General features: G+C 52.4%; 23 protein-coding genes. 1 reads left to right on the forward strand and 22 read right to left on the reverse strand.

The features are described from left to right. Positions 1-35: 35 nt before the first annotated feature. The 10 genes from AC07O1_RS15955 to AC07O1_RS16000 all read right to left on the reverse strand — a co-directional run bounded on the left by AC07O1_RS15955 (position 36) and on the right by AC07O1_RS16000 (position 11,757). On the reverse strand, positions 36-830 hold the full coding sequence (locus tag AC07O1_RS15955; protein ID WP_495089313.1) for an SDR family NAD(P)-dependent oxidoreductase: 795 nt from the start codon (positions 828-830) through the stop codon (positions 36-38). Between the two features lie 223 nt (positions 831-1,053). Beyond that, positions 1,054-1,386: a ComEA family DNA-binding protein gene (locus AC07O1_RS15960; RefSeq protein ID WP_495089314.1), complete on the reverse strand. Its 333-nt coding sequence runs from the start codon at positions 1,384-1,386 to the stop codon at positions 1,054-1,056. 432 nt (positions 1,387-1,818) lie between these two features. Beyond that, the gene (locus AC07O1_RS15965; protein WP_495089315.1) at positions 1,819-2,925 is read right to left on the reverse strand and encodes a glycosyltransferase; all 1,107 of its coding nucleotides are present in this window, start codon (positions 2,923-2,925) and stop codon (positions 1,819-1,821) included. Then, positions 2,922-3,881, reverse strand: coding sequence for a glycosyltransferase family 2 protein (locus AC07O1_RS15970; RefSeq protein WP_495089316.1), 960 nt, complete (start codon positions 3,879-3,881; stop codon positions 2,922-2,924). The genes AC07O1_RS15965 and AC07O1_RS15970 overlap by 4 nt, the downstream gene beginning before the upstream one ends. A gap of 88 nt (positions 3,882-3,969) precedes the next feature. Further along, positions 3,970-4,641, reverse strand: a complete 672-nt coding sequence (locus tag AC07O1_RS15975; RefSeq protein ID WP_494993816.1) for an acetyltransferase — start codon at positions 4,639-4,641, stop codon at positions 3,970-3,972. A 34-nt stretch (positions 4,642-4,675) separates the two neighbouring features. Then, the gene (locus AC07O1_RS15980; protein WP_495089317.1) at positions 4,676-5,758 is read right to left on the reverse strand and encodes a DegT/DnrJ/EryC1/StrS family aminotransferase; all 1,083 of its coding nucleotides are present in this window, start codon (positions 5,756-5,758) and stop codon (positions 4,676-4,678) included. Between the two features lie 23 nt (positions 5,759-5,781). Further along, positions 5,782-6,690 carry a class I SAM-dependent methyltransferase gene (locus AC07O1_RS15985; RefSeq protein ID WP_495089318.1) on the reverse strand — a complete coding sequence of 303 codons (909 nt, stop codon included), beginning with the start codon at positions 6,688-6,690 and terminating at the stop codon, positions 5,782-5,784. Further along, on the reverse strand, positions 6,677-7,993 hold the full coding sequence (locus AC07O1_RS15990) for an ABC transporter ATP-binding protein (protein ID WP_495089319.1): 1,317 nt from the start codon (positions 7,991-7,993) through the stop codon (positions 6,677-6,679). The genes AC07O1_RS15985 and AC07O1_RS15990 overlap by 14 nt, the downstream gene beginning before the upstream one ends. Continuing rightward, on the reverse strand, positions 7,983-8,801 hold the full coding sequence (locus AC07O1_RS15995) for an ABC transporter permease (protein WP_495089320.1): 819 nt from the start codon (positions 8,799-8,801) through the stop codon (positions 7,983-7,985). Before AC07O1_RS15995 ends, AC07O1_RS15990 begins: the two co-directional genes overlap by 11 nt. A gap of 961 nt (positions 8,802-9,762) precedes the next feature. Next, on the reverse strand, positions 9,763-11,757 hold the full coding sequence (locus AC07O1_RS16000) for a polysaccharide biosynthesis protein (RefSeq protein WP_494993811.1): 1,995 nt from the start codon (positions 11,755-11,757) through the stop codon (positions 9,763-9,765). Between the two features lie 342 nt (positions 11,758-12,099). On the opposite strand from AC07O1_RS16000, the gene AC07O1_RS16005 reads away from it, so the two are divergent. Next, positions 12,100-13,092 carry a glycosyltransferase family 2 protein gene (locus AC07O1_RS16005; protein ID WP_495089321.1) on the forward strand — a complete coding sequence of 331 codons (993 nt, stop codon included), beginning with the start codon at positions 12,100-12,102 and terminating at the stop codon, positions 13,090-13,092. Positions 13,093-13,235: 143 nt separating this feature from the next. Here the strand turns inward: AC07O1_RS16005 and AC07O1_RS16010 are convergent, their stop codons facing one another. The 12 genes from AC07O1_RS16010 to hisC all read right to left on the reverse strand — a co-directional run bounded on the left by AC07O1_RS16010 (position 13,236) and on the right by hisC (position 25,991). Continuing rightward, complete coding sequence (locus AC07O1_RS16010; protein WP_495089322.1) at positions 13,236-14,246, reverse strand: MraY family glycosyltransferase; 1,011 nt, start codon at positions 14,244-14,246, stop codon at positions 13,236-13,238. A gap of 14 nt (positions 14,247-14,260) precedes the next feature. After that, positions 14,261-15,205, reverse strand: a complete 945-nt coding sequence (locus AC07O1_RS16015; RefSeq protein ID WP_495089323.1) for a UDP-glucose 4-epimerase family protein — start codon at positions 15,203-15,205, stop codon at positions 14,261-14,263. After that, on the reverse strand, positions 15,202-16,125 hold the full coding sequence (locus AC07O1_RS16020) for a glycosyltransferase (RefSeq protein ID WP_495089324.1): 924 nt from the start codon (positions 16,123-16,125) through the stop codon (positions 15,202-15,204). Before AC07O1_RS16020 ends, AC07O1_RS16015 begins: the two co-directional genes overlap by 4 nt. 56 nt (positions 16,126-16,181) lie before the next feature. Then, a complete protein-coding gene (rfbA, locus tag AC07O1_RS16025; protein ID WP_495089376.1) occupies positions 16,182-17,072 on the reverse strand; it encodes a glucose-1-phosphate thymidylyltransferase RfbA in 891 nt (296 codons plus the stop codon). Next, entirely contained in the window at positions 17,072-17,965 is an 894-nt protein-coding gene (rfbD, locus tag AC07O1_RS16030; protein WP_495089325.1) for a dTDP-4-dehydrorhamnose reductase, read from the reverse strand. Before rfbD ends, rfbA begins: the two co-directional genes overlap by 1 nt. Next, the gene (gene rfbB / locus AC07O1_RS16035; protein WP_494993805.1) at positions 17,962-19,038 is read right to left on the reverse strand and encodes a dTDP-glucose 4,6-dehydratase; all 1,077 of its coding nucleotides are present in this window, start codon (positions 19,036-19,038) and stop codon (positions 17,962-17,964) included. Before rfbB ends, rfbD begins: the two co-directional genes overlap by 4 nt. 250 nt (positions 19,039-19,288) lie before the next feature. Continuing rightward, positions 19,289-19,528: a LapA family protein gene (locus AC07O1_RS16040; protein WP_494993804.1), complete on the reverse strand. Its 240-nt coding sequence runs from the start codon at positions 19,526-19,528 to the stop codon at positions 19,289-19,291. Positions 19,529-19,552: 24 nt separating this feature from the next. Further along, entirely contained in the window at positions 19,553-19,849 is a 297-nt protein-coding gene (gene ihfB / locus AC07O1_RS16045; RefSeq protein ID WP_003218804.1) for an integration host factor subunit beta, read from the reverse strand. Positions 19,850-20,141: 292 nt separating this feature from the next. Continuing rightward, positions 20,142-21,833: a 30S ribosomal protein S1 gene (gene rpsA / locus AC07O1_RS16050; protein ID WP_495089326.1), complete on the reverse strand. Its 1,692-nt coding sequence runs from the start codon at positions 21,831-21,833 to the stop codon at positions 20,142-20,144. 123 nt (positions 21,834-21,956) lie between these two features. Beyond that, complete coding sequence (gene cmk / locus AC07O1_RS16055) at positions 21,957-22,643, reverse strand: (d)CMP kinase (RefSeq protein ID WP_494993864.1); 687 nt, start codon at positions 22,641-22,643, stop codon at positions 21,957-21,959. After that, positions 22,643-24,850, reverse strand: a complete 2,208-nt coding sequence (locus AC07O1_RS16060; protein ID WP_495089377.1) for a bifunctional prephenate dehydrogenase/3-phosphoshikimate 1-carboxyvinyltransferase — start codon at positions 24,848-24,850, stop codon at positions 22,643-22,645. Before AC07O1_RS16060 ends, cmk begins: the two co-directional genes overlap by 1 nt. Positions 24,851-24,878: 28 nt before the next feature. Next, positions 24,879-25,991 (reverse strand): histidinol-phosphate transaminase, encoded by a 1,113-nt coding sequence (gene hisC / locus AC07O1_RS16065; RefSeq protein WP_494993802.1) that lies wholly within the window; start codon positions 25,989-25,991, stop codon positions 24,879-24,881. Positions 25,992-25,993 lie beyond the last annotated feature (2 nt).

Raw genomic sequence — 25,993 nt, forward strand, 5'->3', positions numbered from 1 at the left:
CTAAACACCTCAAATCGTGTCATGGACCAAGCCCCTCACTTGTAGCGAGCTGCCGCGCTGCTCTTCGACAAATTCGGCCCCAACCCATGGCGCGCCGCAACAAAGGCGTGCCAATCCGCCGCATCCGGCAGCGAAGGAATCGTAATCAACTCCCCTTGATCAAAGCCGACCAATACCGCGTCGACCATTTCCCCTGCGTCCATCACCATTTCCGGGGGGATCGCGCTGGCATCGATACCTGAACGCTCCCAGATTTCCGTATGCGTTGCCCCCGGCAACACGGCCTGCACCCGCACGCCCAACCCACTTAACTCGGCGTTCAGGGATTGGGTCAAACTCAAGACGTAAGCTTTGGTCGCGCTATAGGTTGCATTGAAGCGCTCCGGAATCAACGCCACCACCGACGCCAGATTGATAATCGAACCGCGCCCGGCAGCCGAAAAACTCTGCGCAGCAGCAGAAGCCAAACGCGTGACAGCCACTACATTGAGCTGAATCATCCGCTCCATCTGATCCATATCTGCACTGGCCAGCGCCCCATCGGCAGCGACACCGGCATTGTTCAACAACAGACTGATACTTGGGTCGCTGCGCAAGCGCTGTTCAACATTCAGCAGATCCGCCTTGAGCGTCAAATCCGCTTTCAACACTTCAACCTGCACACTGTACTCGTCACGCAACCTGATCGCGGCCGCCTCCAGTCGCCGTTCATCGCGAGCGACCAACAACAAGTCATAACCACGCGCCGCCAGCCGCTCAGCGTAAATCGCACCGATACCGGACGATGCGCCGGTGATGAGGGCTGTACCTTGGGATTGGACCGGGTTCATAGCTGCACTCCTGGGAGAAGCTGTGGGGGATTTGAGTGCCTTGGCAGTCAAGGCACCTCAGGGGGATGCGTGTTTATTATAGGCATAATACAAACAAAATATGATAGACGTAATTTTTACAAATCTAAAAAAAGGCGAAATGACTCGCCTCATTGGATTGCTCATACATCAGAAGACAAAAAAGGCCAGTCAACGACCGGCCTCGAGCACTAACGGATGGGCTTCAATTGACCTCAAGCTTGTCGCGATTCTTGTCCAGAATCGCCTTGCCGATCCCCTTGACCTCCAGCAACTCATCCACCGACGCGAAAGGCCCGTTGCTCTCACGGTAAGCAACAATCGCCTTGGCCTTGGCCTCACCAATCCCCGAGAGCTCGCGTTGCAAGGTAGACGCATCGGCCCCGTTGAGATTGACCTTTGAGGTGGTTTGCCCAGCTGGAGCTACTTGCGCAGCAACGGGCGCAGCAGCCTCCTGTTTGGCAGGTGCAGCGTTGACAGCAAGAGAGGCGCTGGTCAGCAGAGCAAAGACCAGGGACGAGAAGTAGGCTGTACGCATAAGTGACACTCCATGACATCGATAAGGGAGAAGCAGCTTTTCCGAAGCTGCATCTCTAACTTAGGTCATATCATGTACATGTCAAAAATGGCTGCGTTACAGCATATGTGCTGATTCACACTTTAACCAGGCTAAGCCAAGAATCACAACCAGACCGAAAAATGTAGCTGTGAGCAAACCAAATAGCCACTTCGTCGCCGAAGTAGCACCGCGTTTATATTCATGGTAATACAATGTATTTGACCAAGGTTCCTGGAGTCAAGAATTCGACTACAGAGGAAGCCTTCCGGAAAAAGCGGCTGAAAATCCCGCCTATTACATAGGTAGGGCCAATCCCTTAGAATCCAGGTAATCGATAACTATGGGACTTAGCACTAACAGCGGTATAGGCGAGACTTCCAGATACTTCGCACTAACACATGATTCAATGCGCTACAGGTTGCGATTTCCTGGGCTATGACGAAAAAACCTCGACAAGTATTGCTGCCAGACACGAAGAATACGAGACTTCTGTTGGCTCATGACCGCAACAACTTTTGGTCGTAGAACATCTATTTCTCCAAGTTCCTTCTGAAACCATCGGTCGTCCAACCCGTACTCGTTGACCATGACAGCATAATGAGCCGGGCTATTAAGCAGTTTATTTAACTTCAGCAGCCCTATCATTTGATAAGGCTTCCCAAGCCACTGATTATAGCTCAGAAACAACATAGCCTTTTCGATATCCAAATGGAGTTCACTCGGAATATCCTTGCGCTTGAGCAAATCTCCAAAGCCCTCAGATATCTGGTCAGCTGTCACATCGTCGAAAAAACTATCGGCAATGAGGTAGTGCTCATTGATTGTACGAATTGAATTCGTCACCGTCTGGCTACTGGCGTTCTCACCCGGCAAGAGCCTGAAATTAATGAGCTCGCGTTCAAATATATGTATCGGATAGTGCTTGACCAACCGCACCCACATATCCAGATCTGGAAGTTGCCGTAGACGGTTACTATACATACCAAGATGATCATAGCAGGACTTGCGAATCAACATCGTTGGGTGGCAAATGCAATTGCCCAATTCAAAAAAGTGCCTCAGCCAAGCACCTTGCGAGCGATTATCCCGATCGAACGCACCGCCAAAAGAGATGGAGGCCTTATCCATCGCTTGACCGTTTTTGTCTACAAATCGAGCCCGCCCGAAACAGGCCCCGATTTCAGGATTATCCCGCATGAACTGCACTTGGTAAGCGAGTTTGTCACCGTCAATCCAAGAGTCATCGGAGTTAATCAGCGCGATAAATTCGCCTGATGCTCGTTCGATCAGTTCATTGGTAACGACACAGGCTCCCCGATTGACTTCATTAGGAAAGAACTTGATTCTTTCGTCATGAATAGAGGCAACAACGTCCCGCGTGTTATCAGACGACCCGTCATCGGAAATCAAAAACTCAAAATCCACGTCGACCTGACTAAGTACACTCTCAATTGCCTGAGCGACAAAATTTGCGTGATTATAGGTAGCCATAATCACAGAAACTGTTGGCGACGTCATACCGAGCGGCTCCGCTTCACAATTTTAACCAACATATTTTTTAGTGCTACCGGAACAATTGCGCGAATGAAAACCAGAACGATAGGGGGCATATAATTCAACAGCGAAGGGATGACCCGCAAAACTGGCTGGCTTACCGTTTCGGCGACGTTTCCGATTTGCGAAGCCGTGATCACATGCCGCAGACGGGCAGAAAGGTGCTCAAAATCATCATGGAACACATGATCGGTGAGCGCATCATACGCAGGAATTATGTCTAACTGGAACTTCAGCTTTTCGATATGCGGTGTCTGAGTCCAGACGCCCGCAGTATGAAGCCGATAGACTGACATAGGCTCCTGAAGGAACCCAATCAAACTGCTTCGGGCGAGGCAGATATTTGTAATCCAGTCATAAGACTTAATCTCAAACATTGCCTTTGGCAACCTGGCCAATGCCGATCGTCGATACATGCACGTCGAGAAATTACCCACCAGATTGTCGGCAATCAACTCGCGAGCTGAAACCAGCCTGTACCCCTGCCCGGCAGCAACCCTAGGCGTCAGCTGAGCACGATCCTCCTCATAGACAAAATAATTAACGGAGCATAGGTCACTTTCCCAATGTTCCCTCAAAAAATCGGCCTGACGCTTGAGTTTCCACGGACTGGTCCAATAGTCGTCGCCCTCTAGAACAGCTACATACTCTCCAGAGCAGGCCTCATAACCTCTTTGGTAGTTCTTTGTTATGCCTAAGTTGACGCTATTGTCCAGATATTTGAAGATAAACCTGTCGTCCACCCCATCAAACTCTTTGATGATCGAGAGAGTATCATCGCTGGAACCGTCATCAGCCACTACCAGCTCGATAGGCCCATCAATTATCTGACCAAACAGACCATTCATCGCCTGCCGAATGTGCTTTTGATGGTTATAGGTAACCAGCAGAATAGATACATCAACCGTTTCTTTGATCACTGACTTATTCCTCTGCGGGGGGAGAGATTGTGGGGAGCAAAAATCTCCGCATTCCCATCAACTATCATCAAACTTTTACTGAACGCCGTCATTTTCTCAATGGTTCTCTAGTGAGAGGGCGCGCAGGATTACCGACCACCGTCACGCCTGCGGGCACGTCTTTGATCACCACAGCGCCCATTCCAACAATAGCGCCGCGACCAATAGTGAGAGGCTTCCCTGATGCACCCTGAATGATGCACGCACCAGCACCAATATAGGCGTGATCCTCAATGACAACGTTACCGTTGCACCTGACCCCTGGAGCAAAAGTTACGAAGTCGCCGATAACACAATCATGCGCAATGTTAGAGTAGTTATTAGCGTGAAAGTATTTCCCGATTTTCACATTCGAAGTAACGGTGACAAAAGGCGAAAGCATTACACCGCAGCCGATTTCATTTGAATCAAGAATGACAACGTTATCGGCGATAATTGCGAATGGCTTGGCACCTGTACGCTCGCACATTTCCGCGATACGGGCTCTGACTTGTGATGCGCCAATGGCTATATTGAAAAAAATATCGCCTTCCAGGTTTAAAAAAACATCAAGAGAAAGTACCGAATAATTATTAACCTTGTCAGTTGCAACGTCGCCTTCTACTACAAAAAAAAGCTCCGCCCGACCACTAGACAGTTCAGCGGCTAACGCAGCATTCGCTAAAGGCATCACCTCTCGGCCGTGACCGCCAGCTCCAATGATACCGTAATACTTTTTCATGACCGTTACCGCTCTAAGTAATATGGACTATTATTTAGTATCTGATCGAACGCTTAATATACCGACAGATCATATCAATCTCTTCACGCGAGAGGGTATGATAAAGTGGCAAGCACAGAATACGACGCGATATATCTTCCGAAACGGGAGAGCGTTGATCATGCACATAAGGAAGTTCAGATAGCGAAGGATAAAAATATCGCCGCGGGTACACATTATTTAAATTAAGTGCCTCCATAACCCTCAGAAGCATGGCTTCGCTTTCAAAGATCACCGGAAAGTAAGAATTATTGTAGGTTGTATCATCTGCAATTTTCTGAAAGCGTACAGGCAAACCCGAAAGCTCACGCTTATAATGATTACAAAGCTCTGCACGAACCTTCAGGATTTCTTCAACGTATTTTAAGTTGGTCAACCCCATTGCTGCGTGAACTTCGGAGTTTTTGCCGTTAATCCCCACACCGCCAAAATCGGTCAACGACGAATGACCAAAATTTCTCATCATCGCCATATTTTTCAGAATTTCAGGATTAGCTGTAACTACTGCACCACCTTCAATTGTATGAAAAAGCTTTGTCGCATGAAAACTGCAGGTTGCAATATCCCCGTATGACAAAAGCGAACGGTTTTTATATTGCGTACCAAAAGCGTGGGCCGCATCATAGATAACGCGCAGATTGTGCTTCTTTGCAATCAGCTCGATAGCTTCGACATCACAAGGATTACCAAACACATGAGTTGCCAGAATCCCGGTTGTTTCCGAAGTGATGGCTTGCTCGATTTTTTGCGGATCGATATTCAAAGTATCGGAACAAATATCCACCATAACTGGCTTGCAATGTTCCCAGACGATACTAGAAGTAGTAGCAACATAGCTGAATGGGGTGGTTATTATCTCACCGCGCAGATCGAGCGCTCGTATTGCAATTTGAAGCGCAATAGTGCCATTACTAAGAAACAATAAATGTTCAACATCAAGTTTTTCCTTGAGCTTCAGCTCGAGTTCGTTTACCAACGGTCCATTATTGGTAAACCATTCACGATCCCAAACCCCTTGCAGGTAAGCCTGAAATTCACCAAAGGGAGGTACAAACGGCTTCGTAACTGTAATATTCATGAGCGTCCCGAAAAGCAAAACTATTATTTAGTTCTATTAAATAGTGATTTGAGTTTTCCGCACCACGAGGAACGAAACACCTCCAACTCAGCCTCCGCCTCGCCAATACGAAGCTCCAGCATTTCAATTACCTGAGCCTGTTTTGAAGACTCTTCCGCCACTTTGAGTGCATGCGCTACTTGAGCCTCAATGGCCTGTGCCTGGACAAGAGCATTTTCTTCCATCTTGAGAATATGCGCCGCCTGCGTATCGATAAACTGTGCGCGAGCCAAAGACTCCTGCTCTACACGAGCGAGCTTTTGCTCTTGAACTGGAGGATTGTATGTGGAAAGCGAATTAATCCAATCCGCTTCATTTTTAGTAACCACATCAAAATCAACCTGCACTTCAGCTACATCAGATTTTCGTGCTTCAATGATCAGCTCATTGTGAAAAGGTCGAGACTCGAGGCCTCTAAACATCTGGTCAGCGCTGTCGCGGTAGGATTGAAAGGACACCGTCCTGAATCCGGCTTCAACTAGAACTTCAACCAACTCTTCCGCATCGTAAACAAATTGGTGTCCCCAAGAACGCATTCCTTCATTCAACATCATACAGCGCGTATTCGGTTGCCAGAGATCACCCCACTCACCAATGGCCCCTGTCATATATGAGTACGTTAAAAAGCGCAGATTGGGCGTCGTGATCCTTATGGCTCCGTCCGCAGAGAGCACTCTATGGCACTCTTGCAAAAACTGCACAGCTTGCGAACGTGTTATGTGCTCAATGAAGTGTTCATTGAACATATGAGTCACAGAACCATCAGGGAAAGGCAATGGATGTGTAAGATCCAGCAACATATCCGCAGTTGGCGAGTCAAGATCAATATTTATCCACCCTGGGAAATTCACTGACCCACATCCAAGATGGAGCTTATTATTATTCTGGGACATGCGTAATCTCTCGAACCTTTACTTCATTATGCCAATACGCTGCGGCGTATATTTGTGGATGGCCAGCACTCGACAGTGTAAATTTTGTAGAGATAGGAACGAAGTCTGCGACCACCACGTCCCCTATTCTCAGATCCACCGGTTCAGAAAGCATAGACGCTACCACATAGCTTCCCTCACGAAGATACGCAGTGAAGCGCCACTCTATTACATGGACACTCCCTGCCTTGACATCCAGTAGGTGGTTGTCATGCTCGATTCCGGTATCTGAGTAAATAATATCCTGACCGTTCTTGTCGCGAATATGGTATGCCAACCCTAACCTGTGTGTGGCCTTGTTCACCTGCACGACTTGTCGGAGGATCACTTTCTGACCAAAGTTCACTGAATCTATCGCTTGGCCACTTTCATTCAACAACGCAACATTTATGAACTCTGCGACGCCGTTCTTTATCCGCTGAAAGCTGGCCATTGACTGAAAACTTTCAGCGCCATCAGTAAACTCAGCTGAGACCATCACGGACGGCTCGACAGACTCATCTAATACTCGTTCGGCTCGCTGGCTCTCGATCAAAGCAGAGTAATACTTTTCAACTGCCGTATTTACATCGCCCAAAAACTGGCTTCGTCCGGAGTCCAACAACAGTGCACGACTACATAGTGACTTCACTGAAGCTGTATCATGACTGACGAACAGCACAGTGGAACCACCAGCAATTATCGTCTGGATCATCTTCGCACATTTCGCCTGGAAGTATGCGTCACCAACCGATAGCGCCTCGTCAACAATCAAAATATCCGGATCTACATGAATGGCAACCGAAAACGCCAAGCGGACCATCATTCCGCTCGAGTATGCTTTTACTGGCTGGCCGATAAAACTGCCTATGTCCGCAAACTCAACAATCTTATCGTAACGAGCGTCCGTTTCTTCCGTACTCAAACCCAATACGGCCGCGTTCATATAAACATTCTCGCGCCCGGTGAACTCTGGATTGAATCCGGAACCCAACTCGAGAAGCGCGGCGATTCGACCATGGGTCTGAACGCTACCGCTGGTAGGATTCAACGTCCCGCAAATCATTTGCAGAAGAGTGGACTTACCACTTCCATTGCGCCCTATGATGCCAACGGTTTCACCTTTCTTGATCTCGAATGAAACATCATTCAGGGCCCAAAACTCTCGGTAATATTGGCGACCCGACATCAAAAACTGCTTCAATCGATCATGAGGCTGATCATAGATTTGATAGCACTTGCTGAGGTTTTCAACCTTGATAGCGATACCGGATTCAGAGGACATCAGCAAACCCCTTGCGTGTTTTCTGGAACCAGGCGAAACCCAGCCACATCACTAATGTCCCCACCAGCATATGAACTAAAATACTGAAGAAATTGGGCACCTGCCCCCAAAACAGCACATCTCTGGCTTGCTCAATCACAGGCGTCAGCGGATTCAGCATCAAGATAGGTCTATAAGCTTCAGGTAATGCACTCGCCGGGTAGAATATCGGCGACAAGAACATCAGCACCGATGTCAAGATCCCTATGAACTGCGCTATATCACGCAGGTAAACCCCCAGCGCAGCCAAGCCCCAGGACAACCCCATCATCATCAACACCAGTGGAAGTACCACCAGCGGAAGGTACAAAGCGGTGACGTGTGGTGCCCCAAAAAAAATCAGATAAGCAATCATCCATACCCCAAGACTTATCAGAGCATGAAACAGTGCCGCCCCGAGACTTACCCAAGGAAGTATTTCTAACGGATAAACCACTTTCTTGACATAATTCGCATTAGCAATAACTAACCCTGGAGCACGATTTATACATTCCGAAAAAAGGCTGAATACCATCAAGCCGGCAAAAAGAATCAGTGCAAACTCGGTTTTAGAGTCGCTGCCGCCGCTCCAGCGCGCCTTAAATACGACACTGAAAACAAAGGTGTATACCGCGAGCATGAAAACAGGGTTGAAGAACGACCAAAATACTCCCAACACTGAGCCGCGATAACGCCCTAACACCTCACGTTTGACAGAAGCCTTGATCAACGAACGATTTCGAACAAAACTTGCGATCATTTCGCGCGGCGATATTGAAAAATTCTGCATCAGGCAAACTCCCCTGAGTTAATAAGGGCTTTCGATCTGGCCTCTTGGGTTATAAGTAACACCACTGGCGTTGGCATCCTGGACTGCTGCATGATGTTAGCGATCAAATGAAATTCAATCCATTGGCGAAAAATCGTTAAACTTTTTCGAAGGCTTGCGACCAGACAAGAAGACTGGCTTGGCCCTATCCGAAAAAAACCATCTTGTATTTCTTCTACTCGGCGAGCCAGTCTCTGGCACACGTCACTGATTGAGAATAAACACTCAAACTGCCGGGAAAGAGCTAACTGGCACAGTTCTTCAATACTATTCATTTGTTGATGAAAAATAGCTTTCGACCATGCTGTAACACTTCCCTTATAGCTCTTTAGAGTAGAGAAAAAATGACGTGAGACAATGTCAGAGCCCAGGAGTTTCAAAATTCACGAAGCCTTGGATCTATTAGCTGAACAAACACAAAAAGGTCGTTGATCATAGACACTCGCAAAAACCAATACACCTGATAAAATGGAGCCCTGGCTGAACGCCCTAAAGGCGCGTCGAGGATACCTCAAAACGTCAACGAATAATACCTGCGAGCCCGTACCAAGCGGGCGGTTCAGGCCAAGTAGAGCCTCCCCCGCGGGGTTAGGGCATATACCATTTTCCGCCGATGTGCACGGCCAGGTACATGCCACCTGCAGGCGCCTTGACCCAATGGCATGAGCCCCGCCATACAGGCACTCGTGAGAAGGGGGGGCAAGTTTTTTGCGCCCGGAGCTGTCAATCAACCACCCGAATGCACGCAAACACGAAAAGGCGATCTTGTCGAAAATCGAGATTGACACGACCGAAGACTGGTGGTGCAAGCACGCAACACCCTTCTCAAAGGAAACCTCGTGATTACCACCGCAGAAACGACATGGCCGACCCAAGGATCAACTGCGCGCATAGAATCGGCCATCGTATCAGCAAGCGCTCGTCAGGGCTCGAGGCGGCGCTGCTGGTAAATCCAGTCGACAATCTCTCCATCAGGGGTATAGCCACTCACGGTGTCACGCAGCAGCTGCCTGACTCGAGAGTAATCATCCACCTCCACCGCAGCAAGCAACTCAGTCAACCTTGCCTTGAGCACATCCCAAGGCAGATAGTCTTCATTCGCGCTCATGATCATCGGATGCTGGGTCGCCGAGACATTGTCGCCAATCAGCAACTCTTCATACAACTTCTCACCGGGACGCAAGCCGGTGAACTCGATGGCGATGTCGCCATGCTGATTCTTCTCCGAACGAACGCTCAAACCAGACAGATGAATCATCTTCTCTGCCAATTCAACAATCCTGACCGGCTCGCCCATGTCCAACACAAACACGTCACCGCCCTGCCCCATGGATCCAGCCTGAATCACCAACTGCGCCGCCTCGGGTATGGTCATGAAATATCGAGTGATTTTCGGATGGGTAACGGTTAATGGTCCGCCGGATTTTATCTGGTTGTGGAATAGTGGAATTACTGAACCAGAAGACCCCAGCACATTCCCAAAACGCACCATAGTGAATCGGGTCTTGTTGACGCGGGATACATTGGCTTTGTCACCAAATAACACCGGCGCCAATTCGCAACTGAGCGCCTGCAAGGTTAGTTCAGCAAGTCGCTTGGTGCTGCCCATCACATTGGTAGGACGTACCGCTTTGTCCGTCGATATGAGTACAAAGTTCTCAACACCCGCCTGCAAAGCCGCCTGCGCCGTATTAAGCGTACCAATAACATTATTCAGCACGCCTTCGGCAATGTTGTGCTCCACCATCGGAACGTGTTTATAAGCGGCGGCATGATAGACCGTGTCTACATTCCAGGCGTTCATTACATCAAGGAGTTTATGGGGATGACGAATAGACCCCAGGATTGGTAGCAACCGGACAGACGATGACTCACGGTCGATTCGGCGCTCCAGCTCGGATAAAATGCTATAAAGATTGAACTCACTATGATCAAACAACAAAAGCGTGATCGGGCCAAGCGAGAAAATCTGCCGGCAGAGCTCCGAGCCAATTGAGCCGCCAGCGCCAGTCACCAGAACCACTTTTCCCTTGATGCAACGAGCCAACAAATCGGGTTGCGCCGGCACAGAGTCTCGACCCAGCAAGTCGGCTATATCTACCTCCTGGATATCATCGACCTTCACCCGGCCGCTAGCCAGATCGGTGAAATTCGGCACACTTCGTATGTGAAGCGGAAAACCTTCGAGAAAATTGAGTATCTCTCGACGCCGGGCACGAGTCGATGACGGCAGCGCCAGAAGAATCTCCTGAGCACCGGTAACATCGATCATCTGTTGAATATGCTTGGGCTTATACACCTGCAAACCGGATATTGATCGATCCGCGATACTCGCATCATCATCAATAAACGCCACGGGGCGCATCACACGCCCCATACGCAACGCTGCGACCAGTTGGTTACCCGCCACACCGGCGCCGTAAATGGCAACCTTGGTCAAACCGTCATCCCGGTTGGTGAACGGCACATGCTGAGCGGCGGTAAACCAGTCCCCCATGAAATACTGGCGCATGCAAAGGCGCAGGCCACCAATGATCACCAGGCTCAACCACCAGTAATTGAAAATGATGGAGCGCGGAACCACGTTCTCATGGTTGCTGTACCAATAGACTACAACCGCCAGAATCAACGATGAAAGGCTGACTGCCTTGATGATGGCAATGAGGGCATCATTGCCAAAATAGCGCATGACCGCGCGGTACATTCCGAACCGGATGAATAGGGGGATCGCGACCAATGGCGCACAAATGAAAAGCCAGGAATGCACTTTTAGCGGATTGTACATATCATCGACACCCAGACGGACGATGAAAGCCAACCACAGCGCAACCCAGACAAGGAAAACGTCAGTGCCAACCTGCAACAGCCTTTTCTGCCGTCGCGGCAAGCCCAATAAAAACGATCGTAATTTATCCATTGACTCGCCCGATCACCGCTCCCACTCCCACTCCCACCCCCCAAAACTTAGTAACTCCCGGCATTGTAGCCTCCTTCATGAACAGAATACGACCACCGGGGCACCCCTCGTCGGTCCACACCTGATATGACTGTCTGGACGATCAAAGGTTGCGGGGCAAGCCCGCTCGTCAGCGCCTCCCCAATCCTGTTAAGCTTGCCAGACAATGCCTACCTCGTGATGACTGCTGAAACCACCGCCGCAACTGACGTATCCCAAAGACAAAACCGTTCGAAATCATACTCATCCCTTCTTTATCGGTACTAGATTTACTATATAGCTGGCGCGCGAGAGATCGAAATCATGGAAAATCAAAACAACGGCCGTCATTTTCGAGCCCCCGCCCCCTCATCGTCGCGAGAGACCCGGCCGGACGACACTGACAAAGTTGCAGTACTTATTTGCACTTACAACGGTGCAAAATTTCTTTCTGAGCAGCTTGATTCGATTTTAAACCAGTCGCACAAAAACTGGTCAATTTACGCCTCGGACGACGGTTCGGAAGACGAAACACTGAAAATACTGCAGAGTTACCAACAGCGACTCGGCGCCGATCGACTTTCCATTCTGTCTGGCCCACGCCAAGGCTTCGCCAGAAACTTCTTATCACTAATAAAAAACACGACAATAATTGCCGACTACTTTGCGTTCAGCGATCAAGATGATATTTGGCTTGAGAACAAGCTAGAGAGAAGCATCGCTCAGATAAATGATACCCCAGGACAGCCAGCCCTTTATTGCTCAAGAACAAGACTGGTAAATTCAAAACTGGAGCCCATGGGCTACTCCCCTCTATTCAAAAGTCGTCCATGCTTTAAAAACTCATTGGTGCAAAGTATTGCAGGTGCCAATACGATGCTAATCAACAATGCAGCCCGAGAACTCATGCTGCGCATCGCCGCCGATGCCCCTGTTGTGGCACACGACTGGCTGGCGTATCTTTTAGTGAGTGGTTGCGGCGGAAAAATCGTATATGACCCTCTACCCACGCTAGACTATCGCCAGCATGAGGGCAACCTTATTGGTGCCAACGCCGACTTGAAGAACCGACTTCTGCGAATTAGAAAAATGTTGACCGGTAGGTTCAGAGAGTGGAGTACTCAAAACCTTATCGTCATTAATTCAGTCAAAGAAAGTTTAACACCTGAAAACAAACAGACACTTCAACAGTTCGAGCTCGCGCGACAAAGCGGATTAATTTCACGACTTCGCCTTATAAAAAACAGCGGTGTCCATCGCCAGACACTGAAGGGAAACGTCAGCTTAATAGCAGCCGCAATTCTTAATAAAATTTGACCCGTGCCACCCTTCACGCCCCTTTGCAAAGCTTCCAGCTACAACTTAAAACTGAAAAGAAAGGGGCGTTTGCAGTAGCCGCCCCAAAGGAAAAACCATTTCATCAGCACTTTTTATCCGTGTGTCGGCCTCGCAGCGAGCGATCAGCGCACCACTCCCGCGTGGAATTTCCACGCAAGATAAAAGAGCGGGGAATAAGCAAGAAGGCATCCCCAACCGCCCCCCAAGCCTCCAGCACCAACGAATAGTGATATGGGTAATAACCAGCCTATATTTATCAAGATAACGGCTACTGTGACCACCAGATGATTTTTTGAGCCTTGAGCTGCATGCTGATAAGCGTGACTACGATGAGCCTGATACACCTTATCCCCTCTTACCAGCCGCCGCACTAAAGTCCATGTTGCATCGACAATAAAAACACCGAGCAATATCAGCCAGCTCCATAACAGCTCAGGCTTTTCCCAAGCCGCGTGGAGCACTAATCCGCCTAGAACGATGCCAAGAAACCCGCTTCCGGCGTCCCCCATGAAAATCTTAGCGGGTGGGAAATTCCAGCAAAGAAACCCTGCGACTGCCCCAGCCAAAATAAGCGGAGCCCACATTAAATTCGTGTTTCCACCAAGCCAATAAACCAGACAAATCCCCAGGCACACACTTATCGCCTCAGCGCTAGCCAGGCCATCGATGCCGTCCATGAAGTTGTAAAGATTGAGCATCCACACCAGATAGATCAGCGCAAGGATGTTACCAATCACACTTAAGTCAACCAGAACTCCAAACAGTGAGATGGGGGCAAGGCCATTGAGCCAGAAGAGTGCCCAGCCGGCTGCTATAAAATGCCCCAACAGCCGCCATCTGGCGGCGATATGCCCATGATCATCGGCAAACCCAATGACCGCTACCAGCAACCCCGAGCCCAAGAGCCCTATAAGCGCTGGCGCACTCAACAGCCCCAACGCGGTCAGTACAGGGAGAGCCAATGCAAACGCGACCACGATAGCCACCCCTCCGCCACGTGGCGTAGGAACGGAGTGGGAACTGCGCTCATTGGGGATGTCCATCAGGCTTTTGGCCAAAGCATAACGGCGCAAGACCAGGGTAAAAATCCAGGAAACGGCGAATACCGCTAGTAACACCCACCAAAAAGTCATTTAGTTTGCTTGTCTCAAAAATGGTCTGCGGTCTGACGCAGGGCTCTTGCGGTACTTATTGGGGGAGCCCAATGCAACAGTTCCCTTGTCTGGTTGATATCAACTTGCAACGAGTCACATAAACGCTGAGCAACCGTTTTTTTGCCCAAGATTGAGGCCGCAAGGTTTAAAAGCACCTTGGGAATCGGTAACAATCGGGCGCTTTTGCCCAAGGCATGGGCCATACGTTGCAGCAGCTGGGTTGTGGATAAGTCTTCACCGTCACTCACCAGGAAGGTATTATTAGCGGCAGCCGGATGATCGATACAGGTCACCACGAGGTCTACCAAGTTACCTATTGCCACCAAGCTGCGCTGATTGTGAATAGCGCCCAAAGGCATCGGCACGCCCTTGTCCAGCCATCTCATCATGCTTAGGAAGTTGGCTTTGACTCCTGGACCGTAAACCAGCGGCGGCCGGATGATGACGACCTCCATGCCTGTATCCAGACTGATTTGCCTCAGCGCATCTTCGGCCTCACGCTTCGATATCCCGTACGGATCGACAGGCGCTGGGCGATCGTCAGCCTTGAAAGGCATGCCCGGGACGGTACTTTCGCCGTTAACCTTGATCGAGCTGATAAAGATGAAACGTTTTACGCCAGACTTTGCGGCTTTCTGAGCGAGTCGCACAGTCCCGTCAACATTGACTTTTCGAAACTCCACCAGGGCATCCACCGCGGTTTCGTTCATCACATGCACCCGGGCAGCGCAGTGAATGACAACCTGAACATCATTCAGGGGGGGCAACACCGTTGTCTCATTCAGATCGAATGGCACAACGCGACACAAGCCACTCAAGCGTGTAACACCGCGAACGGCCGCCACAGGGGTGAACTTCTTATCGAGCAATAACCTGAAGACCACAGCCTCGCCTACAAACCCCGTCGCGCCTGTGACTAAAACCTGCGGGCCTTTCATTTAGCTTTTTTCCCGATCACCGCCGTGGCGCAACAAATACAAAAGAAGAACACCTTATCGCGCGCACGTCGTCGGCATTTCCAGGCACTCAGTGAAAGCTTTAATAGTTGCCTGCGCCCAAGGCGCAGCCACCCTTGGACAAAGGGATTGCCACTTTGCCCAACCAGGCATGTGATGAGCCGGACTTGAGAGAACCACCAGCCGTCATGAATGGTTTTATAGCGTGCAATCAACGGGTTTATCCCGGTATTGGCTCCCACCTGATTTCGCTCATGTTGACGGTAGTGCATGGTCGGTAGCGGGTCGATGAACCATACATAGCCATGGCTTCGCGCATAGGCATAGCAGTACCAGTCGTGCAGGCTGACGTCTTGCAGTTGCTGCCAATTGGCGAGTATGGAAGCCTTCAACGACGTCGCCAGACTCTTGCCAAACACGTAAGTGCAGCCTGGCCCGGCCGCCTCGAACAAGAAGTCCCAAGTGACCTGCGGCTGAGCCTTATCCAGTAACAGGGTTCTGCCATTCGGCCAGAAGGCGGTGACGTTACTCGAATAAGCAGCATATTCGCCGGTATTCAGAGTCCGAGTCGCCCTCGAGAGTTTATCAACGTGCCAAACGTCATCCTGATCGGCAAAGGCAATAAAGTCATAGCCATCGAAATCAACATCACGGATCAGCCGGAAAAAATTACGCGAGGCACCACCAAAAGAGCCGGCAGCCGGCAGAAGGACCACGCGAGTATGCTCAGCCGCATACGCTGCACACCAAGCCTCGGTACCGTCCGTTGAAGGGTCGACGCTGATATAGATCGTTACGTCTACCGCTGACTGAATGAGGATCGAGGCAATCTGCTCCTCGATCCATTGCATTCCGTTGTAAGCCGCCAGTAAAACCGCAACTTTGGGATGTTCTACTGGCATACCTATCCTGCTTGCACCGGCTGAACGTAAGCGTTCGAAAGGATAACGCTCGCCGGTCAGTGGGAGCTCGAGTCCAGCAGCTTCTGCAGGTACTGACCATAACCGGTCTTCTTCAGAGCGTCAGCTTGAGCGCCCAGTTGTTCGGCAGTGATCCAGCCATTGTGGAAAGCAATCTCTTCCAGGCAAGCTACTTTCAGCCCCTGGCGCTGCTCGATCGTATGCACGAAGTGGCTGGCTTCAAGCAGCGAGTCGTGGGTACCGGTGTCCAGCCAGGCAAAGCCGCGCCCAAGCATTTCGACGTTGAGGGTCTTCTGCTCGAGATAAGCACGGTTGACGTCGGTAATTTCCAGCTCGCCGCGCTCGGACGGCTTGATGTTCTTGGCGATTTCGACAACCTGGTTGTCGTAGAAGTACAGACCGGTCACCGCGTAGCTGGATTTTGGCTTGAGCGGTTTCTCTTCGATGCTCAGTGCGCGGCCCGATGCATCGAACTCAACCACACCGAAGCGTTCGGGATCGGAAACGTGATAACCAAATACCGTGGCGCCATGCTGTTGAGTGCTGGCGGAGCGAAGATTGTCGGAGAAGTGCTGACCGTAGAAGATGTTGTCGCCCAGGATCAGGCAGCATGGATCCTTACCGATGAACTCCTCGCCAATGATGAAGGCTTGAGCCAGGCCATCCGGGCTTGGCTGTTCGGCGTAGGTCAGCTTGATGCCGTACAGGCTGCCGTCACCCAGCAGCTTGCGGAAGCACGGCAAGTCTTCCGGGGTGGAGATAATCAGAATTTCACGCATGCCCGCGAGCATAAGCACCGACAGCGGATAAAAGATCATCGGCTTGTCGTAGATCGGCAGCATCTGCTTCGAAACACCCAAGGTCAACGGGTGCAAACGTGTGCCCGAGCCGCCAGCGAGGATGATGCCTTTGCGATTTGTCGTGTTGATCATTTATCTAGAACTTCCATAAGCATTCGGGTTACGCCACTTTGCCAATCCGGCAAGTGCAAAGAAAAGTTATCACGCAGCTTCTGAGTATTCAGACGCGAATTCAGCGGCCGACGCGCAGGTGTTGGGTAGGCAGTGGTATCGATCGGATTGATTGCCGTCACCATCAGTTGTTCGCCATGGCCACGAGCGAAATCGATCACATGACTAGCATAGCCGTGCCACGAGATTTCGCCGCCAGCCGCCAAGTGATACACGCCTCCCAGCTCAGGGCGCTTAACGACTTGCTGAATAGCCAAGGCTGTAACGTCTGCGATCAAGTCTGCACCAGTGGGCGCTCCAACCTGATCGGCAATGACGTTCAGTGTTTCCCTGTCTTTGGCAAGACGCAGCATGGTCTTGGCAAAATTGTTACCACGAGCACCATAGACCCAGCTGGTGCGGAAGATCAGGTATTTGCAGCCGGTACCTATAATGGCCTGCTCACCAGCGAGCTTGCTCGCGCCGTAATGATTCACTGGCGCGACTGCGTCATCTTCTTTCCATGGCGCTTGTCCGCTGCCACTGAACACGTAGTCCGTAGAATAGTGAATCAGCCAGGCATCAAGGGACAATGCTTCTTCGGCCATGACCCGACTTGCCAGGGCATTTATGCGAGTTGCGAGCTCAGGCTCTGATTCGGCTTTATCCACCGCAGTGTAAGCCGCAGCGTTGACGATGACGTCGGGTTTGACCTGACGAATCGCTGCTCGCAGCGAGTCAAGATCGGACAAGTCGCCACACAGCCCATCGACCGTTTGACGGTCGAGCGCTATCACTTCACCGAGTGGCGAAAGGGAGCGTTGCAGCTCCCAGCCGACCTGGCCGTTTTTGCCAAGAAGAAGGATTTTCATGCTTTGCTTGAACGGTCAGTGTAGTTTTTATCAATCCACTGTTGATAGCTGCCACTTTTCACGTGAGCAACCCATTCGGTGTTATCGAGGTACCACTCGACGGTTTTACGAATCCCGGTCTCGAAGGTCTCTTCAGGCACCCAGCCCAGCTCACGCTGGATTTTGCTGGCATCGATTGCGTAGCGCTGGTCATGGCCAGGGCGATCCTGGACATAGGTGATCAAGCTGGCGTGAGGGCGATGCGGTGAATCGGGACGCAACTCATCAAGCAGAGCGCAGAGCGTGTGCACCACTTCAATATTTTGCTTTTCGTTATGGCCGCCAATGTTGTAAGTCTCGCCGACGACGCCTTCGGTCACGACTTTATACAGGGCACGTGCGTGGTCTTCGACGTAGAGCCAGTCACGAACCTGATTGCCTTTGCCATACACCGGAAGCGGCTTGCCTTCCAGCGCATTGAGGATGATCAGCGGGATCAACTTCTCAGGGAAATGGCATGGGCCGTAGTTGTTCGAGCAATTGGTGACCAGGGTCGGCAAGCCGTAAGTGCGGCTCCAGGCACGAACCAGGTGATCGGAACTGGCTTTACTGGCCGAATACGGCGAGCTTGGCTGGTAAGGCGTGGTTTCGGTGAAGAGGTCTTCCGGACCTTCAAGGTCTCCGTAGACTTCGTCGGTAGAAATATGGTGAAAGCGGAAATTGGCTTTGCGCTCATCATCCAGGGTGCTCCAGTAGTGGCGAGCAGCCTCCAGCAAGGTGTAAGTGCCGATAATGTTGGTCTGGATGAATTCAGACGGGCCGGAAATCGAGCGATCAACGTGGGATTCGGCCGCCAGGTGCATGATCGTATCGGGCTGGTGCTCGCGCAGGACGCGATCCACCTGATCCCGGTCGCAGATATCCACGCGCTCGAACACATAGCGCTCACTCTGAGCCGCTTGCGCCACAGACTCAAGGTTGCCAGCGTAAGTCAGCTTATCGAGGTTTACTACGGAGTCAGTAGTATTGGAAATGATATGACGAATGACTGCAGAGCCGATAAACCCGGCGCCGCCGGTTACTAGAATTTTCACGCGGAAACCATACCCTTGAGTTGCTGACAAAGCTGCACACTGAGCGCTGTCTAATCCATGAATGCAAAAGCTATCGTATTAGCCGTAGCCTCTGACGAGTGATCCATCCGTGCCAATGCCGAGATCCCTATGGAATCTCCAACTATTCAGACAGACGTAGCATTTTACAGTTTAAAGGAGGATTTACTAACGGATATAGACAGACAACGCGTGAAAAGTTCGATGCCCCTCCCCCCGACCCGCGCCTTAATCAGACCAAGCGCTTGCGCCGCGCTCTTGCGGTGCGACCGACAAACCAGCCGATAAGAGGCCCAATCAGCATCCCTATCAACAACGCCAACACCGTTATGACTGAGATTGGCAGTTGCGGCCCGGCCCAGCCAAGGAACAGCAAGGAAACTGATTGCTGGTTCTCTAGCACAAAAGCCAGAATCGCCAGCACAAGCAAGAGAACAGCTACCACGAGGAGTACGCGTTTCAAATTACGCATGAGTTACTCCTTGAGCCAACACTATCAAACCCCCTCCTCCTCGTCCTCATTCACCCGATCCCGGAGCTCTTTGCCCGGCTTGAAGTGGGGAACGAATTTACCGTCAAGGCTGACGGATTGACCGGTTTTCGGGTTGCGACCTACACGCGGTGCGCGGTAGTGCAAGGAGAAGCTGCCAAAGCCACGGATCTCGATGCGATCACCGGTAGCGAGGCACTGGGACATTTGCTCAAGCATGGTCTTGATGGCCAGCTCGACATCCTTGGATGAGAGCAGCCCTTGATGGGTGACAATTCGTTCGATCAACTCCGACTTCGTCATATTTTTCCCTTCTTTTTCAAGCAGCTAGATCAGCGCTTCAAAGGTTTTAGCACGCCCGGAGGATTTTGAACAGCCCGCGTATTGACTTATCTGCACGACGCCAGAGATGCCGTACACGGACCAAGAACCACGGCATTTACCGAAGCCAAAAGCCCGGACCTTATACCCGGGCAGTACGTAACTTGCGCTGCTCATCGACAGATAGCCGGCAGCGTACAACGCAAGTTGCGGGTCAAATCGCAGACACAAAAAAGGGCGACCGAAGTCGCCCTTTTTAATGGTCTGACAGAACTTAGTTCTGTTTTTCCATTTGTGCACGCAACAGGTCGCCCAGAGTGGTAGGACCAGCAGCGATGCTATCCGAAGGCTTGTCTTTCAAGCTCTGGATGGCTTCTTTCTCGTCTTCAACGTCTTTCGACTTGATCGAGAGCTGGATTACGCGGCTCTTGCGGTCAACGCTGATGATCTTGGCTTCTACTTCTTCGCCTTCTTTCAGAACGTTGCGCGCGTCTTCAACGCGGTCACGGCTGATTTCGGAGGCTTTCAGAGTAGCTTCGATATCGGTAGCGAGAGTGATGATGGCGCCTTTGGCGTCAACTTCTTTCACGATACCCTTAACGATTGCGCCTTTGTCGTTCTCTTGAACGTACTCGGAGAACGGATCGCTTTCCAGCTGCTTGATACCCAGGGAGATGCGCTCACGCTCTGGATCAACAGACAGGATGACGGTGTCGAGCTCGTCGCCCTTCTTGAAGCGACGTACGGCTTCTTCGCCCACTTCGTTCCAGGAGATGTCGGACAGGTGAACCAGGCCGTCAATGCCGCCGTCCAGACCAATGAAGATACCGAAATCGGTGATCGACTTGATGGTGCCGGAGATTTTATCGCCCTTGTTGAACTGGCCAGAGAAATCTTCCCATGGGTTAGATTTGCACTGCTTGATGCCGAGGGAGATACGACGACGCTCTTCGTCGATGTCCAGAACCATAACTTCCACTTCGTCGCCGACTTGTACGACTTTCGAAGGGTGGATGTTCTTGTTGGTCCAGTCCATTTCGGAAACGTGTACCAGGCCTTCCACGCCTTCTTCCAGCTCAGCGAAGCAGCCGTAGTCGGTCAGGTTGGTTACACGCGCGGTAACGCGAGTGCTTTCCGGGTAACGTGCCTTGATAGCAACCCATGGGTCTTCGCCCAGTTGCTTGAGGCCCAGGGAAACACGATTGCGCTCGCGATCGTACTTCAGAACCTTGACATCGATCTCGTCGCCAACGTTGACGATTTCGGAAGGATGCTTGATACGCTTCCAGGCCATGTCGGTAATGTGCAGAAGGCCATCGACGCCACCCAGATCGACGAATGCGCCGTAATCGGTGAGGTTTTTGACGATACCTTTGACTTGCTGACCTTCTTGCAAGGATTCCAGCAGAGCTTCGCGCTCAGCGGAGTTCTCGGCTTCGAGGACGCTACGACGGGAAACGACAACGTTGTTGCGTTTCTGGTCGAGTTTGATGACCTTGAATTCGAGCTCTTTGCCTTCCAGGTGCGTGGTGTCGCGCACTGGACGGACGTCAACCAGAGAACCTGGCAGGAACGCACGGATGCCGTTAACGTCGACAGTGAAGCCGCCTTTAACCTTACCGTTGATAACGCCCTTGACCACTTCTTCAGCTGCGAAGGCTGCTTCCAGAACAATCCAGCATTCAGCGCGCTTGGCTTTTTCACGGGACAGTTTGGTTTCGCCAAAGCCGTCTTCGACCGCGTCCAGCGCAACGTGAACTTCATCACCAATGTTGATGTTCAGTTCACCAGCATCGTTGTGGAACTGTTCCAGCGGAATGAGGCCTTCGGACTTCAGACCAGCGTGAACGGTTACCCAACCAGCTTGGTAATCGATATCGACGATGATAGCGGTGATGATCGAGCCAGCCTGAAGGTTCAGGGTTTTTAGGCTTTCTTCAAAGAGTTCTGCAAAGCTTTCGCTCATTTTAATTCCTGTTGATAAGGGCGAAGAATACGCCCATCTGCCACATCCCAGACGATGTGGGTTACGTTCATATAAAAGAAAAACCGCAGGACTATGCCTGGTGTCCCCTGCGGAGTTTCCTGGTCACCCGGCGATATCGCGAATGGCGATCTCGCTCATGATGCGTTCCAGCACCTGCTCGATGGACAATTCCGTGGAATCCAGCTGTATGGCGTCAGCCGCCGGTTTGAGCGGGGCTACCGCTCGCTGGGTGTCACGCTCATCACGTACACGTATCTCATCTAGCAGACTCGACAGACTAACATCATCACCTTTGGCCTTCAACTGCAAGTAACGGCGACGTGCACGCTCCTCGGCGCTGGCGGTCAGAAAAATCTTCAGCGGCGCATCGGGGAAAACCACCGTCCCCATGTCCCGACCATCAGCCACCAGTCCCGGAGGTTCCTGGAACGCCCGCTGGCGTTGCAGCAAAGCGTCCCGCACCGCCGGCAGCGCGGCTACCTGGGAAGCCCAGGCGCCGACCTGTTCGTTGCGCAAGTCATCAGTGACATCATCACCCTCGAGAATGATCCGCTGCGGCTGACCTTCGGTCGCCCCGACGAACTGCACGTCAAGATGCGCCGCCAGCAACTTCAGCGATTCTTCGTTGGTCAGGTCGACCCCGTGATTGCGCGCAGCAAATGCCAGCAAGCGGTACAACGCCCCCGAATCCAGCAGGCACCACTCCAGACGTTTGGCCAGAATACCGGCGATGGTGCCTTTGCCCGAACCGCTCGGCCCATCAATGGTAATTACAGGCGCCTTGATCATCACGATTGAGCCTCTTGCGCAACGCGGATACCGACCTGCGCGCACAACGCGAGGAAGTTGGGGAACGACGTAGCAACGTTGGCGCAGTCATGGATACGGATTGGAGCGCTTGCCCGCAGCGACGCCACACTGAACGCCATGGCAATGCGGTGATCGCCATGACCATGCACCTCACCGCCCCCGATCTGGCCGCCGTCGATGATGATGCCGTCCGGGGTTGGCTCGCATTTGACGCCCAGCGCCAACAAACCATCCGCCATCACCTGAATGCGATCCGACTCCTTGACTCGCAGCTCTTCTGCGCCACGCAGCACCGTGCGCCCGTGGGCACAGGCGGCAGCCACGAACAGTACCGGGAACTCATCAATGGCCAACGGAACCAGCTCTTCCGGGATATCGATACCCTTCAGTTTAGCCGCACGTACACGCAGATCAGCCACTGGCTCGCCGCCGACTTCACGCTGGTTTTCCAGAGTGATATCAGCCCCCATCAGACGCAGGATATCGATAACACCGGTACGGGTCGGGTTGATACCGACATGCTCAAGCACCAGCTCAGAGCCTTCGGCTATCGATGCTGCGACCAGGAAGAACGCCGAGGAAGAAATATCCCCCGGAACCTCGATGTGCGTCGCTGTCAGTTTGTGCCCGGACTCGACCGAAGCCGTAGCGCCATTCACGGTCACCGGATAGCCGAAACCACGCAACATACGCTCGGTATGGTCGCGAGTCGGAGCGGGCTCGGTTACGGTAGTTTTGCCATCAGCGTACAAACCAGCCAGCAGCAGGCAGGATTTAACCTGGGCACTGGCCATCGGCATGGTGTAGGTCAGGCCTTTGAGCTTGTTACCACCACGAATGGTCATCGGCGGACGACCATCTTCAGCGGTCTCGATGACCGCCCCCATTTCACGCAGCGGATTGGCCACACGGTTCATCGGCCGCTTGGACAACGACGCATCACCGGTCAAGGTGCTGTCGAAGCTCTGCGCCGCCAGCAACCCCGACAACAGTCGCATCGACGTACCGGAATTACCCAGATATATCGGCCCGGGGGCCGGCTTCAAGCCGTGCAGGCCGACGCCGTGAATGGTCACACGGCCATGGTGCGGACCTTCGATCACTACCCCCATGTCACGGAAAGCCTGCAGCGTCGCCAGGGCGTCTTCGCCCTCGAGGAAACCTTCGACTTCGGTAGTGCCTTCGGCAAGAGAGCCGAGCATGATCGAACGGTGGGAAATCGATTTATCGCCTGGTACACGAATCCGCCCAGTCAGGCGGCCACCAGGATTAGCCAGGAAAATCAGGTCGTTGGAGTTCATAGCGTCCACATAGGCCCGGCGGGCCAGGATTTTACTGAAATGCTCGCGGGCAACCCGGGCGCGCGTGAAAACGCCCAACAGCTGGTGCCCGTCCCCTGCATCGACCGCGTCGCGCAAGGCGTCGAGATCACTGCGAAATGTATCGAGTGTGCGCAGGACAGCTTCTCGATTGGCGAGAAAGATGTCGTGCCACATGACCGGGTCGCTACCGGCGATTCTCGTGAAATCGCGGAAACCGCCCGCAGCGTAACGAAAGATCTCAAGATTTTCACTGCGCTTGGCCAATGAATCGACCAAACCGAATGCCAGCAAGTGCGGCAAGTGGCTCGTAGCCGCCAGCACTTCATCATGACGCTCGACCTGCATGTGCTCAACATCCGCACCCAACTCGCGCCAAAGCCTGTCAACCATTGCCAGCGCTGCGGGATCGGTCTGTTCCAGCGGTGTCAGAATCACTTTGTGTCGACGGAACAACTGCGCATTGGAGGCTTCTACCCCGCTTTGCTCGGAGCCGGCAATCGGATGCCCCGGCACAAAACGCGCGGGCATGCCGCCGAACGCTTCGCTCGCAGCACGCACCACATTGCCCTTGGCGCTGCCGACGTCCGTCAGGATTGCTTGCCCCAGGTCCATGCGCGCCAAAACGGCCAGCAATTTCTCCATAGCCAGAATCGGCACCGCCAACTGAATGACATCGGCACCGCTACAAGCCAGAGCAAGGTCTTCTTCGCAGCGATCCACCACACCAAGCTCAACCGCCAGCTTGCGCGACTGCGGATCAAGATCGACACCCACGACCTCGCGACACAGGCCGCTTTCGCGCAGGCCCTTGGCGAAGGAACCACCGATCAGCCCGAGACCGACCACCACCAGGCGATCGATCATAGGCACAGCAGGTTGCACTGCAATGACATCAACCACGAGCCATAACCTTGGCCAGCGCCTCGAGGAAGCGGCTGTTTTCAGCCGGCAAACCAATGGTGATGCGCAGATGGTTCGGCATGCCATAGTTGGCCACCGGACGCACGATCACACCTTCACGCAGCAAACCCTGGAACACCGGTGCCGCGACGCGCCCCAGATCGACCGCAATGAAGTTGCCTTTGGACGCAATCCAGCTCAGGCCCAGCTCGCGAAAGCCCGCTTCCAGCTGCTGCATACCGGACTCGTTCAAGCGACGGCTTTCAGCCAGATATTCTTCGTCCTGCAGCGCCGCACAAGCCGCGGCCAGGGCCAGGCTGTTGACGTTGAATGGCTGGCGCACGCGGTTCAGGACATCAGCGACGATCGCCGTAGACAGGCCATAACCGACACGCAACGCGGCCAGACCATAAGCCTTGGAGAAGGTCCGCGAGACCAGCAGATTCGGGTAAGCCGCGAGGAAGTCCAGACCATCCGGAAGATCGCTACCTTCGGCATATTCGATATAGGCCTCGTCGAGCACCACCAGCACGTGCTCAGGCACGTCCTGAAGGAACTCATCCAGCGCCTCCGCACCGAACCAGGTGCCGGTCGGATTGTTTGGATTGGCAATGAAGACCACGCGAGTATTGCTGTCGATGGCTTTGAGCATCGCCGGCAAATCGTGCCCCCAGTCTTTGGCTGGAATCACGCGCGCCTGCGCACCTACGGCCTGAGTGACGATCGGATAGACCGCGAACGCATGCTCGCTGAACACCGCATTCAGACCGGGCGCCAGATAGGCACGAGCCACCAGCTCCAGAATGTCATTGGAACCGTTACCCAGGGTCACCTGATCGAGCTGCACACGGCACTGCCCGGCCAGCAAACTCTTGAGAGCGAAGCCGTTGCCATCCGGATAACGAGTCAGCTCGGCCAGCTCTTCGCGAATCGCCGCCAAGGCTTTAGGGCTGGCGCCCAGCGGGTTTTCATTACTCGCCAGTTTGACGATTTTTGCCGGATCGATATCCAGCTCGCGAGCCAGTTCATCCACAGGTTTACCCGGGACGTAAGGCGAAAGTTGTTGCACACCCGGCTGCGCCAGAGCGAGGAAGTCACCACTCATTG

It is taken from the genome of Pseudomonas sp. GW821-FHT07G10, assembly GCF_059418545.1.

Bases quoted from the DNA above. Each gene is read 5' to 3' on its own strand.
- AC07O1_RS15985 (WP_495089318.1), bottom strand. From the start codon at position 6,690: ATGTCCCAGAATAATAATAAGCTCCATCTTGGATGTGGGTCAGTGAAT.
- AC07O1_RS15955 (WP_495089313.1), bottom strand. From the start codon at position 830: ATGAACCCGGTCCAATCCCAAGGTACAGCCCTCATCACCGGCGCATCG.
- cmk (WP_494993864.1), bottom strand. From the start codon at position 22,643: ATGATCAAGGCGCCTGTAATTACCATTGATGGGCCGAGCGGTTCGGGC.
- AC07O1_RS15960 (WP_495089314.1), bottom strand. From the start codon at position 1,386: ATGCGTACAGCCTACTTCTCGTCCCTGGTCTTTGCTCTGCTGACCAGC.
- ihfB (WP_003218804.1), bottom strand. From the start codon at position 19,849: ATGACGAAGTCGGAGTTGATCGAACGAATTGTCACCCATCAAGGGCTG.
- rpsA (WP_495089326.1), bottom strand. From the start codon at position 21,833: ATGAGCGAAAGCTTTGCAGAACTCTTTGAAGAAAGCCTAAAAACCCTG.
- AC07O1_RS16040 (WP_494993804.1), bottom strand. From the start codon at position 19,528: ATGCGTAATTTGAAACGCGTACTCCTCGTGGTAGCTGTTCTCTTGCTT.
- AC07O1_RS15975 (WP_494993816.1), bottom strand. From the start codon at position 4,641: ATGAAAAAGTATTACGGTATCATTGGAGCTGGCGGTCACGGCCGAGAG.
- AC07O1_RS15995 (WP_495089320.1), bottom strand. From the start codon at position 8,801: ATGCAGAATTTTTCAATATCGCCGCGCGAAATGATCGCAAGTTTTGTT.
- AC07O1_RS16060 (WP_495089377.1), bottom strand. From the start codon at position 24,850: ATGATCGATCGCCTGGTGGTGGTCGGTCTCGGGCTGATCGGTGGTTCC.
- AC07O1_RS16020 (WP_495089324.1), bottom strand. From the start codon at position 16,125: ATGCCAGTAGAACATCCCAAAGTTGCGGTTTTACTGGCGGCTTACAAC.
- rfbD (WP_495089325.1), bottom strand. From the start codon at position 17,965: ATGAAAATCCTTCTTCTTGGCAAAAACGGCCAGGTCGGCTGGGAGCTG.
- AC07O1_RS16015 (WP_495089323.1), bottom strand. From the start codon at position 15,205: ATGAAAGGCCCGCAGGTTTTAGTCACAGGCGCGACGGGGTTTGTAGGC.
- hisC (WP_494993802.1), bottom strand. From the start codon at position 25,991: ATGAGTGGTGACTTCCTCGCTCTGGCGCAGCCGGGTGTGCAACAACTT.
- AC07O1_RS15965 (WP_495089315.1), bottom strand. From the start codon at position 2,925: ATGACGTCGCCAACAGTTTCTGTGATTATGGCTACCTATAATCACGCA.
- AC07O1_RS16010 (WP_495089322.1), bottom strand. From the start codon at position 14,246: ATGACTTTTTGGTGGGTGTTACTAGCGGTATTCGCCGTTTCCTGGATT.
- AC07O1_RS15990 (WP_495089319.1), bottom strand. From the start codon at position 7,993: ATGTCCTCTGAATCCGGTATCGCTATCAAGGTTGAAAACCTCAGCAAG.
- AC07O1_RS16000 (WP_494993811.1), bottom strand. From the start codon at position 11,757: ATGGATAAATTACGATCGTTTTTATTGGGCTTGCCGCGACGGCAGAAA.
- AC07O1_RS16005 (WP_495089321.1), top strand. From the start codon at position 12,100: ATGGAAAATCAAAACAACGGCCGTCATTTTCGAGCCCCCGCCCCCTCA.
- AC07O1_RS15980 (WP_495089317.1), bottom strand. From the start codon at position 5,758: ATGAATATTACAGTTACGAAGCCGTTTGTACCTCCCTTTGGTGAATTT.